Genomic DNA, 16,014 nt, shown 5'->3' with positions numbered 1-16,014 from the left:
ATACTATGAGTCTGAATTTCCTTGATTTTGAACAGCCGATTGCAGAGCTGGAAGCAAAAATCGATTCTTTGACTGCGGTTAGCCGTCAGGATGAGAAACTGGATATTAACATCGATGAAGAAGTGCATCGCCTGCGTGAAAAAAGCGTAGAACTGACGCGTAAAATCTTCGCCGATCTTGGCGCATGGCAGGTAGCCCAACTGGCGCGCCATCCACAGCGTCCGTACACCCTGGATTATGTCCGCCTGGCGTTTGATGAATTTGATGAGCTGGCGGGCGATCGTGCCTATGCGGATGATAAAGCTATTGTCGGCGGTATCGCGCGTCTGGATGGCCGTCCGGTGATGATCATTGGTCATCAGAAAGGCCGTGAGACCAAAGAAAAGATTCGCCGTAATTTCGGCATGCCAGCGCCGGAAGGCTATCGCAAAGCGCTGCGTCTGATGGAAATGGCCGAGCGTTTCAACATGCCGATCATTACCTTCATCGACACCCCAGGGGCTTACCCGGGTGTGGGCGCGGAAGAGCGTGGTCAGTCAGAAGCGATCGCGCGTAACCTGCGTGAAATGTCGCGTCTGAGCGTACCGGTAATCTGCACCGTTATCGGTGAAGGTGGTTCCGGTGGCGCGCTGGCGATCGGTGTAGGCGATAAAGTGAATATGCTGCAATACAGCACCTATTCCGTTATCTCCCCGGAAGGTTGTGCTTCAATTCTGTGGAAAAGCGCCGACAAAGCACCGCTGGCCGCAGAAGCGATGGGAATTGTTGCCCCGCGTCTGAAAGAGCTGAAGCTTATCGACTCTATCATTCCGGAACCGTTAGGCGGCGCACACCGCAATCCGGAAGTGATGGCTGCGTCCCTGAAAGCACAACTGCTGGCCGATCTCGCCGATCTAGACGTGTTAAGCAAAGACGATCTGAAAAACCGTCGTTACCAGCGTCTGATGAGCTACGGTTACGCGTAAACTGCATTAATTCCGAAAAGGGCCACAACGTTGTGGCCCTTTTTTTTACCTGTGGTTTGGCCAGGCTATGATTAACTAAGGTTTTTCCAGGAGGAACGCATGAATATCATTGCCATCATGGGACCGCATGGCGTCTTTTATAAAGATGAGCCCATCAAGGAACTTGAACGTGCGCTGCAACAGCAGGGATTTCAGATTATCTGGCCGCAGAATAGCGTTGACCTGCTGAAGTTTATCGAACACAACCCGCGAATTTGCGGCGTCATTTTTGACTGGGATGAATATAGCCTGGAGCTGTGCAGTGACATCAACCAGCTCAACGAGTATCTCCCGCTGTACGCCTTTATTAATACCCATTCGACGATGGATGTCAGTGCGCACGACCTGCGCATGGCGCTGTGGTTTTTTGAGTATGCGCTGGGTCAGTCTGAAGACATTGCCACCCGCATTCGCCAGTACACCAGCGAATACCTCGATAACATCACGCCTCCGTTCACCAAGGCGCTGTTTACCTATGTGAAGGAAGGAAAGTATACCTTCTGTACGCCCGGGCACATGGCGGGGACGGCGTACCAGAAAAGCCCGGTCGGCTGCCTGTTCTATGATTTCTTTGGCGGCAATACGCTGAAAGCCGACGTGTCCATTTCCGTAACCGAACTGGGTTCATTGCTTGATCATACCGGTCCGCACCTCGAAGCGGAGGAGTATATCGCGCGTACTTTTGGTGCCGAACAGAGCTATATGGTGACCAACGGCACCTCGACGTCGAACAAAATTGTCGGCATGTATGCTGCGCCTGCAGGCAGTACGCTACTGATTGACCGCAACTGCCATAAGTCGCTGGCGCATTTGCTGATGATGAGCGATGTGGTGCCAATCTGGTTGAAGCCTACGCGTAACGCGTTGGGGATCCTCGGCGGTATACCCCGTCGGGAATTTACCCACGCAAGTATTGAACACAAGGTAGAAGAGACGACTCAGGCGCAATGGCCGGTACACGCGGTGATCACCAACTCCACCTATGACGGGCTGCTTTATAACACCAACTGGATCAAGCAAACCCTGGATGTGCCCTCCATCCATTTTGATTCAGCCTGGGTGCCATATACCCATTTTCATCCGATCTATCAGGGGAAAAGCGGGATGAGCGGCGAACGGGTACCGGGAAAGGTGATTTTTGAAACACAGTCCACCCACAAGATGCTGGCGGCGTTGTCACAGGCTTCGCTGATCCACATTAAGGGTGACTATGATGAAGACACGTTCAACGAAGCCTTTATGATGCACACCTCCACGTCTCCGAGCTATCCGATTGTGGCGTCGATAGAAACGGCGGCGGCAATGCTGCGTGGCAATTCCGGCAAGCGGTTAATCAATCGTTCGGTGGAACGGGCGTTGCATTTCCGTAAAGAAGTGCAGCGTCTGCGCGAAGAGTCGGATGGCTGGTTCTTTGATATCTGGCAGCCTGAAAAGGTCGATGAAGCAGAATGTTGGCCGGTAGCGCCAGGTGAAGACTGGCACGGATTTGTTGATGCTGATGCCGACCACATGTTCCTCGACCCTGTGAAGGTCACGATTCTGACGCCGGGAATGGATGAACAGGGAAATATGAGCGAAGAGGGGATCCCCGCGGCGCTGGTGGCGAAATTCCTTGATGAACGCGGCGTCGTCGTCGAAAAAACGGGACCGTATAACCTGTTATTCCTGTTCAGTATTGGCATAGATAAAACCCGGGCGATGGGGCTGCTACGTGGCCTGACGGAATTTAAGCGCTCGTACGATCTGAATTTACGCGTGAAAAATATGCTGCCGGATCTGTATGCTGAAGATCCCGATTTCTATCGCAATATGCGTATTCAGGATCTGGCACAGGGGATCCATAAGCTGATCCGCCAGCACGATCTCTCCGGACTGATGCTGCGGGCATTTGATACCTTGCCGGAAATGAAAATGACACCGCACCAGGCCTGGCAGAGGCAGATCAAAGGTGAGGTGGAAACCGTGGCGCTTGATCAACTGGTAGGACGCGTGTCCGCCAATATGATCCTACCTTATCCTCCAGGCGTGCCGCTCTTGATGCCCGGGGAAATGATCACTGCCAAAAGCCGGGCTGTCCTCGATTTTCTTCTGATGCTGTGTTCAGTGGGGCAGCGCTACCCGGGATTTGAAACCGATATCCATGGCGCTAAGCTGGGCGAGGATGGCGTGTATCGCGTGAGAGTCTTAAAAATGGCATAACGACTTGCCTGACCCTAAGACATACGAGTAACGTGCTGACAGAAAAATGAAAGAGGCGATGACGCTATGCTGGGATTAAAACAGGTTCACCATATTGCCATTATTGCGACGGACTACGCGGCGAGTAAGGCATTTTACTGCGATGTGCTTGGCTTTACACTGATGAGCGAAGCCTATCGGGAAGAGAGAGACTCGTGGAAAGGCGATCTGGCATTGAACGGCCAGTATGTGATTGAGCTTTTTTCTTTCCCGTTTCCACCTTGCCGTCCGAGCCGACCGGAAGCCTGCGGTTTGCGTCATCTGGCGTTCAGCGTGGAGGATGTGGAAAAGTCGATCGCGCATCTGGAAGCACACCACGTGAAGTGTGAATCCATACGTATCGATCCATTTACCGGTAAACGCTTTACGTTTTTCAACGATCCGGACGGATTGCCCCTCGAACTGTACGAGATGTAAGGCTTGTCATTGTGGCGTTAGCCCGGTAACGTGCCGGGCAATGCCATTGTAAGTAACCATCATGACGACACTCACGCTGAACACTTCACTGCTGAATTCTCAATCGATTTTGGTCGCCTTTAGCGGCGGGCTGGACTCAACCGTACTCCTGCATCAGCTGGTGCAGTGGCGAGCGCAGCATCCTGAGGTCGCTTTACGCGCAATCCATATTCATCACGGATTAAGCCCACATGCAGACAGTTGGGTGCAGCACTGTGAGTCAGTATGTATGCAGTGGCAGGTTCCGCTGGTGGTTGAGCGGGTACACCTTGAGGATGATGGTCTGGGCATCGAAGCTCAGGCACGACGCGCGCGCTATCAGGCATTTGCGCAGACCTTACTACCGGGCGAGGTGCTAATGACTGCCCAGCATCTCGATGACCAGTGTGAAACCTTTCTGCTGGCGCTTAAGCGCGGCAGTGGCCCTGCCGGACTTTCCGCCATGGGCGAAAACTCACCGTTCGCCGGAACCCAGCTGATTCGACCGCTGCTGGCGCAAACGCGAGAGGCGCTTGAAACATGGGCGCGGCAGTATGAATTATGCTGGATTGAAGATGAAAGCAATCAGGATGATACCTACGATCGCAATTTCCTCAGATTGCGCGTTACCCCATTGCTGCAACAGCGCTGGCCGCACTTCGCGCAAGCCGTAGCCCGCAGCGCCGCGCTGTGTGCTGAGCAGGAGAGTTTACTGGATGAACTTCTGGCCAGCGATTTAGCAGATTGCATCACAGCCCACGGCACACTGTTACTGGCACCGTTAATGATGATGAGCGACGTGCGTCGTGCCGCGCTGCTTCGTCGCTGGCTGGCGGGGTTAAATGCGCCGATGCCTTCTCGTGATGGACTGGAACGTATCTGGCAGGAAGTGGCGCTGGCGCGGGAAGATGCCTCACCCTGTTTTCGCCTCGGGGAGTACGAGGTCCGTCGTTATCAGTCACAGCTGTGGTGGGTGAAGTCAGTCGATGGGCAAAGCGAAACCGTTATCCCATGGTTAGAGTGGAAAACACCGTTGGCGCTGCCTGCCGGATTGGGTTCGGTTCAGTTAATTTCTGCGGGTGAATTGCGCATGCCGCAAGCGGATGAAGCCGTCAGCATTCGTTTCAAAGCACCAGGGTTATTGCATATTGTCGGGCGTAACGGTGGACGGAAATTAAAGAAAATCTGGCAGGAGCAGGGGATCCCACCCTGGCGACGAGATACCACACCGATGCTGTTTTACGGCGAAACGTTGATTGCGGCTGCGGGTGTTTTCGTGACGCGTGAGGGAGCGGCGGAAGATGAAGAAGGCGTGAGTCTGGTTTGGCGTGGAAAGTAGGCCGGATAAGGTGCTTTGCACCGTCATCCGGCACCAAAATAATCAGGATTCGCTGACCACCACGGTACCGATCTGCGGGTGGCTGAAGCTGGCAATTTTGTCGAGGCGAAGCTCCCGGGTTTCACCTGCGACATCTGCGACCAGATACTCCACGTTTTTGCGTGAAACCAGGTCGTTCGCTTTCGCCTGCAAAACTTCGCCATCTTTTAACGCCAGCGTCAGTAACAAATGGTGCTGGCAGGCGAGTTCAAGATTGTCGTAATCATCGCAATTGATGGGTTGATACGTTTCATTCATTGACATAATCGCTCACCAGTAAGTTCGCGGCAGCATAGGCCGCTTTTTCCCTGACCGACTCTGGAAGGGCGCTGTCTGCCGCCACTTCATTAAGCACCTTCAATACGCAACCCAGCGCATCCGGGATATACCCTAAGTCTCCGCTGGCGATTTCCGCGTACCGCTTGCGTATTAACTCACAATATTTTTCCACATGCCCTCCTGTCAGCACTCTGACTTAACCGTGGATGCAAGTCTAAGCCTACGAAGATAAACTCTGTTTAGCAAGGTGACTATACCATACTCATTCAAGCAATATCAGCGCCTTGATAGATGAGCAGTTAGCAGCCTTTTGCCGCAGTTTTCGCTACAATGTGCGCCTGATTCGAAAGGAGTTCTCCCATGGCGCTTAAAGCGACAATTTATAAAGCCGTCGTCAACGTAGCGGATCTTGACCGCAACCAGTTTCTTGACGCGGCCTTGACGCTGGCGCGTCACCCCTCTGAAACCCAGGAGCGCATGATGCTGCGCCTGCTGGCCTGGATTAAATATGCCGATGAACGGCTGCAGTTCACGCGTGGCCTGAGCGCGGAAGACGAGCCTGAAGCATGGCTGCGTAACGACCATCTGGGCATCGATCTTTGGATTGAGCTGGGTCTGCCGGATGAGCGCCGTATCAAGAAAGCCTGTACCCAGTCTGGTGAGGTTGCTCTGTTTGCCTACAACAGCCGTGCGGCTCAGATCTGGTGGCAGCAAAACCAGAACAAATGTGCGCAGTTTAAAAATCTCACCGTGTGGTATCTGGATGATGAACTGCTGGCGCAACTGAGTGATTTTGCTGGTCGTACAATGGCACTGCAGGCGACTATTCAGGACGGCGCTATTTGGCTGTCCGACTCTCAGAACAATCTGGAAATTCATCTGACCGCGTGGCAGCCGCGTTCATGATTGTTCTCTCCCGAAACGTCTCTATCCCTGATAATGAGCTGGAAATCACGGCGATTCGGGCACAAGGCGCGGGTGGTCAGCACGTTAACAAGACCTCGACGGCTATCCATTTGCGCTTTGACATTCGGGCCTCGAGCCTGCCAGAGTATTACAAGGAACGCCTGCTGGCCGCCAGCCATCATCTGATTAGCGGCGATGGCATTATTATCATTAAGGCGCAGGAATACCGTAGCCAGGAGCTCAATCGGGAAGCGGCAATCTCCCGACTGGTGGCGGTGATAAAAGAATTAACCGCGGTGCAAAAAAGCCGACAGGCAACTCGCCCTACGCGCGCCTCGAAAGAGCGCAGGTTGTCATCGAAGGCGCAAAAATCCACAGTGAAAGCACTGCGCGGGAGAGTTCGTCGAACGCAAGACTGACGAGCGGGAATAAAAATTAATAAGGAATTGATAGTGAAAACAGCAATATTGTCCGTGGTCGCTGCATGCACGCTTTTTTCCTTGATCGGCTGTAATAACCGTACTGAAGTTGAAGTACTACAGCCGACGCGGGCGGCAGAATTAAAACCGATGCAGCAAAGCTGGCGTGGCATCTTACCTTGCGCGGACTGCGAAGGGATTGAAACCTCTCTGTTTCTGGAAAAAGACGGTACATGGGTGATGAACGAACGCTATCAGGGCGTGCGGGATGAACCGTCTTCATTTGCCTCTTATGGCACATGGGCGCGTACAGCCGACAAACTGGTGCTGACCGACAGCAAAGGTGAAAAATCGTACTACCGGGCTAAAGGCGAGGCGCTGGAAATGCTCGATCGTGAAGGTAACCCGATTGAGTCACAGTTTAACTACACGCTCCAGCCGGTTTCCGCCAGCTTACCGGTGACGCCAATGCCGATGCGAGGCATGTATTTCTATATGGCTGACGCGGCAATCTTTACCGACTGCGCAACGGGTAAACGGATGCCGGTGGCGAATAACGCTCAGCTTGAACGCGACTATTTAGCCGCTCGTGCGGAAAACGGACAGTCCGTACTGTTGACGCTTGAGGCGCATTTCACGCTGGAGTCAAACCCGGATACGGGTGAGAAAGTGAAAACGTTGATGGCGGATAAAGACGCGAAATTTATCCCTGGTAAAGCGTGTAATTAATCGATAGAAAAAAGGCCCTGATAATCAGGGCCTTTTTGTTGGTATTAGCCTTTAATGGCTTTGACCAGGAAGTCGACGATGTCGCCGGTTTTAATCAGCTCTTTCTCGCCGTTACGACGGTATTTGTATTCGATATCGTCGTTGTCGAGGTTACGGTCGCCCAGCACGATGGTGTGTGGGATACCGATCAGTTCCATATCGGCAAACATCACGCCCGGACGCTCTTTACGATCGTCCATCAGCACTTCGATACCCTGTGCGCGCAACTCAGCGTACAGCTTTTCAGCCAGCTCCTGCACACGGTAGGATTTGTGCATGTTCATCGGCAGAATGGCGACCTGGAACGGGGCAATGGCATCTGGCCATACGATGCCACGATCGTCAAAGTTTTGTTCAATAGCAGCAGCGACTACGCGAGTGACCCCGATACCGTAGCAGCCCATAGTCAGCGTCTGGTTACGGCCATCTTCGCCCTGAACAGCGGCTTTCATCGCTTCAGAGTACTTGGTACCCAACTGGAAGATGTGGCCGACTTCGATACCGCGTTTGATCATCAGCGTACCTTTGCCGTCCGGGCTAGGGTCGCCGGCGACTACGTTACGGATGTCAGCAACTTCCGGGGTGGCCACATCGCGATCCCAGTTGATACCGAAATAGTGTTTACCGTCGATGTTGGCACCGGCAGCGAAATCGCTCATTACTGCAACGGTACGGTCGATAACCACCGGAATTGGCATATTCACCGGACCGAGCGAGCCAGGACCTGCTTTTACCAGCGCACGAATTTCTTCTTCGGTGGCAAAGGTCAGCGGGCTGGCAACCTGCGGCAGTTTTTCCGCTTTGACTTCGTTCAGCTCGTGATCGCCACGAACCAGCAGGGCGACCAGCGGGTAGCTGCTGCCTTCAACCGCTTTCACCAGCAGGGTTTTCACGGTTTTTTCGATAGGCAGGTTGAACTGCTCAACCAGTTCGGCGATGGTTTTAGCGTTCGGCGTATCTACCAGCGTCATTTCCTGGGTTGCTGCCGCGCGCGGCTCTTTCGGCGCAACGGCTTCGGCAAATTCGATGTTCGCCGCATAGTCAGAGGAGTCGGAGAAGATCACATCGTCTTCGCCGCTCTGCGCCAGCACCTGGAATTCGTGAGAGGCGCTGCCGCCGATAGAACCGGTATCCGCTTGTACTGCACGGAAATCCAGCCCCATACGGCTGAAGATTTTGCTATACGCAGCGTACATCGCGTCGTAGGTTTCCTGCAGGGATTCCTGAGAGGTGTGGAAAGAGTATGCATCTTTCATCAGGAATTCGCGGGAGCGCATCACGCCGAAGCGCGGACGGACTTCGTCACGGAATTTGGTCTGAATCTGATAGAAGTTCAGCGGCAGCTGTTTGTAAGAGCTCAGCTCGTTACGAATCAGGTCGGTGATCACTTCTTCATGCGTTGGGCCGAGGACGAACGAACGATCGCCACGGTCAGCAATACGCAGCAGTTCCGGGCCGTATTGTTCCCAACGGCCGCTCTCTTCCCACAGTTCAGAAGGCTGAACGACCGGCATCAACACCTCGATCGCACCGGCGTTGTTCATCTCTTCACGCACGATGTTTTCGACTTTTTTCAGGACGCGCACGCCGGTCGGCAGCCAGGTATATAACCCGGAGGCCAGCTTGCGGATCATCCCGGCGCGCAGCATCAGCTGGTGGCTGATGACTTCGGCGTCGGCAGGTGTCTCCTTCAGAGTGGAGAGCAGATATTGGCTAGTACGCATGTTGTTACGGTTCCAGTTGAACGATCGAACAGGCTCAAAACGAGCCTGGCACAAAACAAAAGTGGTTTAGTTTACCAGCGAGAAAGGGATGTCAAAAGAGTACGCGACGCAAATTAGCGGGCTTCCAGAGCAAAGACCTCAAATCCTGACGGCGTGACGCGCCAGCGGACGTTAAAGTCCAGCAGCCAGACGGCGTAGGTTTTGCCTTCTTCCTCGTTTTTACGATAGGCAGGACGCGGATCCTGCGCCAGCACTTCGGCAATAAACTGACGAAGATGCGGGTAACGTTGTTCGAGCTTCGGTAGCTGCTCCGCGAGATCTTCACTGAACGTCACGTCTATGCTGGCCTTGGGGGCATCCTGAGCATAGCTGGCGCGAGCATCGGGTAACGATTCGGCAAACGGCAGATACGGTTTTATATCTACGACTGGCGTGCCATCAACAAGATCCAGCCCACCGAGTTCGAGGATCACGTGCTCTTTATGGCAGCGGATGCCCCGTAGCTCAACCAACGACATGCCAACAGGGTTAGGACGAAACGTTGAACGCGTGGCAAAGACACCCATTCTGGCGTTGCCGCCAAGGCGGGGAGGGCGCACGGTCGGACGCCATCCACCTTCCATTGTCTGGTGAAAAACAAAAATCACCCACAAATGACTGAAGGCTTCCAGGCCGCGAACGGCATCGGCCTGGTTATAAGGTGCGAGCAAATGCAGTTCACCGCTGGCGCTTTTCACCAGACCGGGCTGGCGTGGAACGGCGAACTTTTCTTTATAAGGTGAGCGGATAACGCCTATTTGCTCGAACTGAAAATGGCTCATTTCGCCGAAATGTTCAGTGCAGAACCGATGCAAACCGCCTGACGATAGCAACCCGGCGTTCCGCTGGTCACTTCGCAACTGTGCAGCAATACCGCATTAGCTTTCATTTTTGATGCGTTAATCTGCATGCGTTTGCGTGCGGTTGGAATGCTCGGAGGGGAATCCTGGTTTGAAGCCTGGCAGGATTCACCGCTAACTTCGCCAAGATCGCGGAACGGTTTGCCTACTAAATCTTCAGCGTTAGTAATGATTCTTACCGGCGTAGCGCGCGGTGCTTTCGGTTTTTCCGGCTCCGCTTTCGGCGGGGTTGCGGTGCTTTGAACGGGTTCAACAGGGGATCTGCTTAACATAGAACAGCCGCTCAGCAAGAGTGCTACTAAACAGATCGGTAAAGCACGCATAATATTTCCTCAATGAATGATCTAAACGTCAGATATTGAATCAGGTGCTTGCATAAATGACAAGACGGGCAAGCGCCCGTCCTGATGATATTACAGATTCTGTAAACAGCCTAAAATTACCAGCCCTTAACAGCACCGCCGTTGAAGACTTTGTTTGCTGCTTCGTACACTTCGTCAGACTGGTATGCTTCAACGAATTTCTTCACGTTCTCAGCATCTTTATTGTCTTCACGAGTTACAATCAGGTTTACGTACGGGGAATCTTTATCTTCAACAAAGATACCGTCTTTTGCCGGAGTCAGGCCGATCTGGCTGGCGTAGGTGGTGTTGATGACCGCCAGTGCGATTTGTGCATCGTCCAGGGAACGCGGCAGCTGCGGTGCTTCCAGTTCAACCAGCTTCAGGTTTTTCGGGTTTTCAATCACGTCCAGCGCGGTTGGCAGCAGGCCAACACCGTCTTTCAGTTTGATTAAGCCCACTTTTTGCAGCAGCAGCAAGGAACGGCCAAGGTTAGTCGGGTCGTTTGGAATCGCAACCTGGGAACCGTCCTGCAGCTCATCCAGTGATTTGATTTTTTTGGAGTAGCCCGCAATCGGGTAAACAAAAGTATTGCCTACAGCAACCAGCTTGTAACCACGATCTTTGATCTGCTGGTCCAGGTATGGTTTGTGCTGGAAGGCGTTAGCATCGATATCGCCTTTGCTCAGCGCTTCGTTAGGCAGAACGTAATCGTTAAACGTGACCAGCTCAACGTCCAGACCGTATTTTTCTTTTGCCACTTTCTGCGCGACTTCTGCAACCTGCTGCTCTGCGCCAACAATAACGCCCACTTTGATGTGATTAGGATCTTTTTCATCCTGACCGCAACCCACAAGTGCCAGAGAACCGATCAGGGCTCCAACTGCCGCAAAGGTTTTGAATTTGAACGCCATGCTTATTTCCTTTTCTTAATGAGTTTTTAGTGTTGTGTGCAACGTTATTTGTGCGTGACAGCCCGGACGATGCGATCGCCGGATAACTGAATTAAATAAACCAGAACGACGAGCAATACCAGTACTGTATTCATTACGGTAGCGTTGTAACCAATATAGCCGTACTGATAGCCAATCTGTCCAAGACCACCGGCACCGACGGCACCGCCCATCGCGGAGTAACCAACCAGCGTGATAAGGGTGATGGTGGCCGCATTGACCAGTCCTGGCAGCGCTTCTGGCAGTAATACCTTACGTACAATTTGCAGCGGCGTGGCGCCCATCGCACGAGAGGCTTCTATCAGCCCGGTCGGGATTTCGAGCAGCGCGTTTTCCACCATACGGGCGATAAACGGCGCGGCACCGACGGTCAGCGGAACGATAGCTGCCTGCAGTCCGATAGAGGTGCCTACGATCATGCGGGTGAACGGAATCATCCACACCAGTAAGATGATGAACGGGATGGAACGGAAAATGTTCACCAGCGCAGAGAGCGTACGGTAGAGCTTCGCGTTCTCAATAATTTGCCCCGGACGCGTTACGTACAGCAACACGCCGACCGGCAGACCAATCACAAAGCCAAAAAAACCGGACACAAAGGTCATTGCCAGCGTTTCCCATACGCCGCGAACCAGCAGCCACATCATCGGCTCAGACATAACCCAGTACCTCTACTTTTACATGGTGTTCCTGCAACCAGCTAATGGCTGCTTGTGTATCTTCCTGTGTGCCGTGCATTTCAGTCAGCATGATGCCGAACTTCACGCCGCCGGCGTAATCCATCTGCGCGCTAATAATGTTGTTATTCACATTAAAGCGACGGGCCGTCTCAGAAAGTAGCGGTGCATCGACCGAATGACCGGTGAATTCCATACGCAGCATCGGCACGCTGTCGGCTTCCGGCTCCGCTTTTAAACGTTCCAGATAATCTTCCGGAATATCCAGGTGCAGCGTGGACTGGATAAATTTCTGTGCCAGCGGCGTTTTCGGGTGTGAGAACACTTCACTAACGGTGTCTTGCTCAATCAGTTCACCATTACTGATGACCGCCACGCAGTCACAAATACGTTTTACAACGTCCATCTCGTGAGTAATCAGCAGAATGGTGAGTCCCAGACGACGATTAATATCTTTCAATAATTCCAGAATCGAGCGTGTCGTTGCCGGATCGAGTGCGCTGGTGGCTTCATCGCACAGCAACACTTTGGGATTACTTGCCAGCGCACGGGCGATCGCCACACGCTGTTTTTGTCCACCGGAAAGGTTGGCCGGGTAGCTATCGTGCTTGTCTCCAAGACCAACCAAATCCAACAGTTCTGTTACGCGGCGTTTGATCTCTTCTTTTGGCGTGTTATCCAGTTCCAGCGGTAGTGCGACGTTACCGAACACCGTACGGGAAGAGAGCAGGTTAAAGTGCTGAAAAATCATGCCGATTTGACGGCGAGCTTTAGTCAACTCCGACTCAGAAAGCGTGGTCAGCTCCTGACCGCCAACCTGAACGCTGCCTTCGGTAGGGCGTTCGAGTAGGTTAACGCAGCGGATGAGCGTACTTTTACCGGCGCCGGAGGCGCCAATAACGCCATAAATCTGCCCGGCAGGAACATGCAGGCTGACATTATTTAGCGCCTGAATGGTGCGAGTCCCCTGCTGGAACACTTTGGTGATATTCGAAAGTTTAATCATTGGTTATTTATTATCGTAATTAAGTTAGCCGTGGCGTTTTCGTCTGTCAGGTACGGTCGAAGCCGTCAACAAGATGGATGTTAAGGCATCCAGACGTCTAAATCAATCGGGCTTTGCACGATGAGCACTTTCTTGCCCGCTGAAACATGCGATACTAGAGTCACATGCCTTATTCAGGAGCTATAAAAGGTGGCAAAGTCTGTACCCGCAATTTTTCTCGACCGTGACGGTACCATTAATGTGGACCACGGTTATGTACATGAGATCGACGAGTTTGAGTTTATCGACGGCGTTATTGATGCCATGCGTGAACTTAAAAAGATGGGTTACGCGCTTATTATCGTGACGAACCAGTCTGGTATCGCGCGTGGTAAATTTACTGAGGCGCAGTTTGAAACGTTGACCGAATGGATGGACTGGTCGCTGGCCGATCGCGACGTTGAGCTGGATGGTATCTACTACTGCCCGCATCACCCGCAGGGTACTGTAGAAGAGTATCGTCAGGTCTGCGACTGCCGTAAACCGCATCCTGGCATGTTTATCTCCGCCCGAGACTTCTTGCACATCGATATGGCCGCTTCTTATATGGTTGGCGACAAAATTGAAGATATGCAGGCGGCGACAGCTGCGAATGTTGGCACGAAGGTATTGGTGCGCACAGGCAAACCCGTCACGCCGGAAGCAGAAAATGCGGCAGATTTGGTCATAAATAGTCTGGCAGACCTGCCAATGGCGATCAAAAAGCAGCAAAAGTAAGCGTTGTGGATAAAAGGTGAGCGGTTGAAACAAAAATGCATTTTTCCGCTTGTCTTCCTGAGTCGACTCCCTATAATGCGCCTCCATCGACACGGCGGATGTGAATCACTTCACACAAACAGCCGGTTCGGTTGAAGAGAAAAACCTGAAAATGAGGGTTGACTCTGAAAGAGGAAAGCGTAATATACGCCACCTCGCGACAGAGCGCTAAAGCGCGTCGCAACTGCTCTTTAACAATTTATCAGACAATCTGTGTGGGCACTCGAAGATACGGATTCTTAACGTCGCAAGACGAAAAATGAATACCAAGTCTCAACGAGTGAACACGTAATTCATTACGAAGTTTAATTCATTGAGCATCAAACTTTTAAATTGAAGAGTTTGATCATGGCTCAGATTGAACGCTGGCGGCAGGCCTAACACATGCAAGTCGAACGGTAGCACAGAGGAGCTTGCTCCTTGGGTGACGAGTGGCGGACGGGTGAGTAATGTCTGGGAAACTGCCCGATGGAGGGGGATAACTACTGGAAACGGTAGCTAATACCGCATAACGTCGCAAGACCAAAGAGGGGGACCTTCGGGCCTCTTGCCATCGGATGTGCCCAGATGGGATTAGCTAGTAGGTGGGGTAACGGCTCACCTAGGCGACGATCCCTAGCTGGTCTGAGAGGATGACCAGCCACACTGGAACTGAGACACGGTCCAGACTCCTACGGGAGGCAGCAGTGGGGAATATTGCACAATGGGCGCAAGCCTGATGCAGCCATGCCGCGTGTATGAAGAAGGCCTTCGGGTTGTAAAGTACTTTCAGCGAGGAGGAAGGTGTTGTGGTTAATAACCGCAGCAATTGACGTTACTCGCAGAAGAAGCACCGGCTAACTCCGTGCCAGCAGCCGCGGTAATACGGAGGGTGCAAGCGTTAATCGGAATTACTGGGCGTAAAGCGCACGCAGGCGGTCTGTCAAGTCGGATGTGAAATCCCCGGGCTCAACCTGGGAACTGCATCCGAAACTGGCAGGCTAGAGTCTTGTAGAGGGGGGTAGAATTCCAGGTGTAGCGGTGAAATGCGTAGAGATCTGGAGGAATACCGGTGGCGAAGGCGGCCCCCTGGACAAAGACTGACGCTCAGGTGCGAAAGCGTGGGGAGCAAACAGGATTAGATACCCTGGTAGTCCACGCCGTAAACGATGTCGACTTGGAGGTTGTGCCCTTGAGGCGTGGCTTCCGGAGCTAACGCGTTAAGTCGACCGCCTGGGGAGTACGGCCGCAAGGTTAAAACTCAAATGAATTGACGGGGGCCCGCACAAGCGGTGGAGCATGTGGTTTAATTCGATGCAACGCGAAGAACCTTACCTACTCTTGACATCCAGAGAACTTAGCAGAGATGCTTTGGTGCCTTCGGGAACTCTGAGACAGGTGCTGCATGGCTGTCGTCAGCTCGTGTTGTGAAATGTTGGGTTAAGTCCCGCAACGAGCGCAACCCTTATCCTTTGTTGCCAGCGGTTCGGCCGGGAACTCAAAGGAGACTGCCAGTGATAAACTGGAGGAAGGTGGGGATGACGTCAAGTCATCATGGCCCTTACGAGTAGGGCTACACACGTGCTACAATGGCATATACAAAGAGAAGCGACCTCGCGAGAGCAAGCGGACCTCATAAAGTATGTCGTAGTCCGGATTGGAGTCTGCAACTCGACTCCATGAAGTCGGAATCGCTAGTAATCGTGGATCAGAATGCCACGGTGAATACGTTCCCGGGCCTTGTACACACCGCCCGTCACACCATGGGAGTGGGTTGCAAAAGAAGTAGGTAGCTTAACCTTCGGGAGGGCGCTTACCACTTTGTGATTCATGACTGGGGTGAAGTCGTAACAAGGTAACCGTAGGGGAACCTGCGGTTGGATCACCTCCTTACCTTAAAGAAACGTTCTTTGTAGTGCTCACACAGATTGTCTGATGAAAAGTAAATAGCAAGGCGTCTTGCGATTGAGACTTCAGTGTCCCCTTCGTCTAGAGGCCCAGGACACCGCCCTTTCACGGCGGTAACAGGGGTTCGAATCCCCTAGGGGACGCCACTTGCTGGTATGTGTGAGTGAAAGTCGCCGACCGAAGTATCTCAAAACTGACTTACAAGTCACGTTTGAGATATTTGCTCTTTAAAAATCTGGATCAAGCTGAAAATTGAAACGACACACTGTTTCATTTCTCCGTAATAAGAAATGAAAAGCGGTGTG

16 protein-coding genes, 1 tRNA gene and 1 rRNA gene are annotated in these 16,014 nt (G+C 52.7%); 10 read left to right on the top strand and 8 right to left on the bottom strand.

The genetic code is table 11. The annotated features are described in order from the left end of the window. Window positions 1–5: 5 nt before the first annotated feature. The 4 genes from accA to tilS all read left to right on the top strand — a co-directional run bounded on the left by accA (window position 6) and on the right by tilS (window position 5,016). Window positions 6–965: an acetyl-CoA carboxylase carboxyl transferase subunit alpha gene (gene accA / locus GHC22_RS18770; protein WP_003829164.1), complete on the top strand. Its 960-nt coding sequence runs from the start codon at window positions 6–8 to the stop codon at window positions 963–965. Between the two features lie 99 nt (window positions 966–1,064). Continuing rightward, entirely contained in the window at window positions 1,065–3,203 is a 2,139-nt protein-coding gene (gene ldcC, locus GHC22_RS18765) for a lysine decarboxylase LdcC (RefSeq protein ID WP_153753710.1), read from the top strand. 66 nt (window positions 3,204–3,269) lie between these two features. Continuing rightward, entirely contained in the window at window positions 3,270–3,659 is a 390-nt protein-coding gene (locus GHC22_RS18760; RefSeq protein WP_008786273.1) for a VOC family protein, read from the top strand. 61 nt (window positions 3,660–3,720) lie between these two features. Further along, on the top strand, window positions 3,721–5,016 hold the full coding sequence (tilS, locus tag GHC22_RS18755) for a tRNA lysidine(34) synthetase TilS (protein WP_153753709.1): 1,296 nt from the start codon (window positions 3,721–3,723) through the stop codon (window positions 5,014–5,016). A gap of 42 nt (window positions 5,017–5,058) precedes the next feature. Here the strand turns inward: tilS and rof are convergent, their stop codons facing one another. Continuing rightward, a complete protein-coding gene (gene rof, locus GHC22_RS18750; RefSeq protein WP_003018503.1) occupies window positions 5,059–5,319 on the bottom strand; it encodes a Rho-binding antiterminator in 261 nt (86 codons plus the stop codon). Further along, on the bottom strand, window positions 5,306–5,506 hold the full coding sequence (locus GHC22_RS18745) for a YaeP family protein (RefSeq protein WP_003018499.1): 201 nt from the start codon (window positions 5,504–5,506) through the stop codon (window positions 5,306–5,308). The genes rof and GHC22_RS18745 overlap by 14 nt, the downstream gene beginning before the upstream one ends. A gap of 188 nt (window positions 5,507–5,694) precedes the next feature. Here GHC22_RS18745 and GHC22_RS18740 point away from each other — a divergent pair, with 188 nt between their 5' ends. Genes GHC22_RS18740 through nlpE form a run of 3 tightly spaced genes read left to right on the top strand, consistent with a single transcriptional unit; the run spans window position 5,695 to window position 7,388 of the window. Next, window positions 5,695–6,240 (top strand): YaeQ family protein, encoded by a 546-nt coding sequence (locus GHC22_RS18740; protein ID WP_153753708.1) that lies wholly within the window; start codon window positions 5,695–5,697, stop codon window positions 6,238–6,240. Next, window positions 6,237–6,659, top strand: coding sequence for an alternative ribosome rescue aminoacyl-tRNA hydrolase ArfB (gene arfB / locus GHC22_RS18735; protein ID WP_032942412.1), 423 nt, complete (start codon window positions 6,237–6,239; stop codon window positions 6,657–6,659). The genes GHC22_RS18740 and arfB overlap by 4 nt, the downstream gene beginning before the upstream one ends. 30 nt (window positions 6,660–6,689) lie before the next feature. Continuing rightward, window positions 6,690–7,388: an envelope stress response activation lipoprotein NlpE gene (gene nlpE / locus GHC22_RS18730; RefSeq protein WP_085951559.1), complete on the top strand. Its 699-nt coding sequence runs from the start codon at window positions 6,690–6,692 to the stop codon at window positions 7,386–7,388. Between the two features lie 44 nt (window positions 7,389–7,432). Here the strand turns inward: nlpE and proS are convergent, their stop codons facing one another. From proS to metN, 6 genes are all read right to left on the bottom strand, one after another. Then, on the bottom strand, window positions 7,433–9,151 hold the full coding sequence (gene proS / locus GHC22_RS18725) for a proline--tRNA ligase (protein ID WP_003829149.1): 1,719 nt from the start codon (window positions 9,149–9,151) through the stop codon (window positions 7,433–7,435). 113 nt (window positions 9,152–9,264) lie between these two features. Further along, entirely contained in the window at window positions 9,265–9,972 is a 708-nt protein-coding gene (gene tsaA, locus GHC22_RS18720) for a tRNA (N6-threonylcarbamoyladenosine(37)-N6)-methyltransferase TrmO (protein ID WP_008786279.1), read from the bottom strand. Beyond that, complete coding sequence (gene rcsF / locus GHC22_RS18715) at window positions 9,969–10,373, bottom strand: Rcs stress response system protein RcsF (protein WP_003018477.1); 405 nt, start codon at window positions 10,371–10,373, stop codon at window positions 9,969–9,971. The genes tsaA and rcsF overlap by 4 nt, the downstream gene beginning before the upstream one ends. 116 nt (window positions 10,374–10,489) lie before the next feature. Further along, window positions 10,490–11,305 (bottom strand): methionine ABC transporter substrate-binding lipoprotein MetQ, encoded by an 816-nt coding sequence (gene metQ / locus GHC22_RS18710; RefSeq protein WP_003829145.1) that lies wholly within the window; start codon window positions 11,303–11,305, stop codon window positions 10,490–10,492. Window positions 11,306–11,349: 44 nt separating this feature from the next. Then, window positions 11,350–12,003 (bottom strand): methionine ABC transporter permease MetI, encoded by a 654-nt coding sequence (locus tag GHC22_RS18705; RefSeq protein ID WP_003018471.1) that lies wholly within the window; start codon window positions 12,001–12,003, stop codon window positions 11,350–11,352. Continuing rightward, window positions 11,996–13,027: a methionine ABC transporter ATP-binding protein MetN gene (gene metN, locus GHC22_RS18700; protein ID WP_003829140.1), complete on the bottom strand. Its 1,032-nt coding sequence runs from the start codon at window positions 13,025–13,027 to the stop codon at window positions 11,996–11,998. The genes GHC22_RS18705 and metN overlap by 8 nt, the downstream gene beginning before the upstream one ends. A 189-nt stretch (window positions 13,028–13,216) precedes the next feature. Between metN and gmhB the strand changes: the two genes are divergently transcribed. The 3 genes from gmhB to GHC22_RS18685 all read left to right on the top strand — a co-directional run bounded on the left by gmhB (window position 13,217) and on the right by GHC22_RS18685 (window position 15,855). Then, complete coding sequence (gmhB, locus tag GHC22_RS18695) at window positions 13,217–13,783, top strand: D-glycero-beta-D-manno-heptose 1,7-bisphosphate 7-phosphatase (protein WP_008786280.1); 567 nt, start codon at window positions 13,217–13,219, stop codon at window positions 13,781–13,783. Between the two features lie 369 nt (window positions 13,784–14,152). Beyond that, a 16S ribosomal RNA gene (locus tag GHC22_RS18690) occupies window positions 14,153–15,694 on the top strand. 85 nt (window positions 15,695–15,779) lie between these two features. Then, window positions 15,780–15,855, top strand: a tRNA-Glu gene (locus tag GHC22_RS18685). Window positions 15,856–16,014 lie beyond the last annotated feature (159 nt).

It is taken from the genome of Citrobacter sp. H12-3-2 (assembly GCF_009649895.1).
In the GTDB taxonomy this organism is placed as follows: Bacteria; Pseudomonadota; Gammaproteobacteria; order Enterobacterales; family Enterobacteriaceae; genus Citrobacter; species Citrobacter portucalensis.
This window is presented reverse-complemented; position numbering and strand designations above follow the sequence as displayed.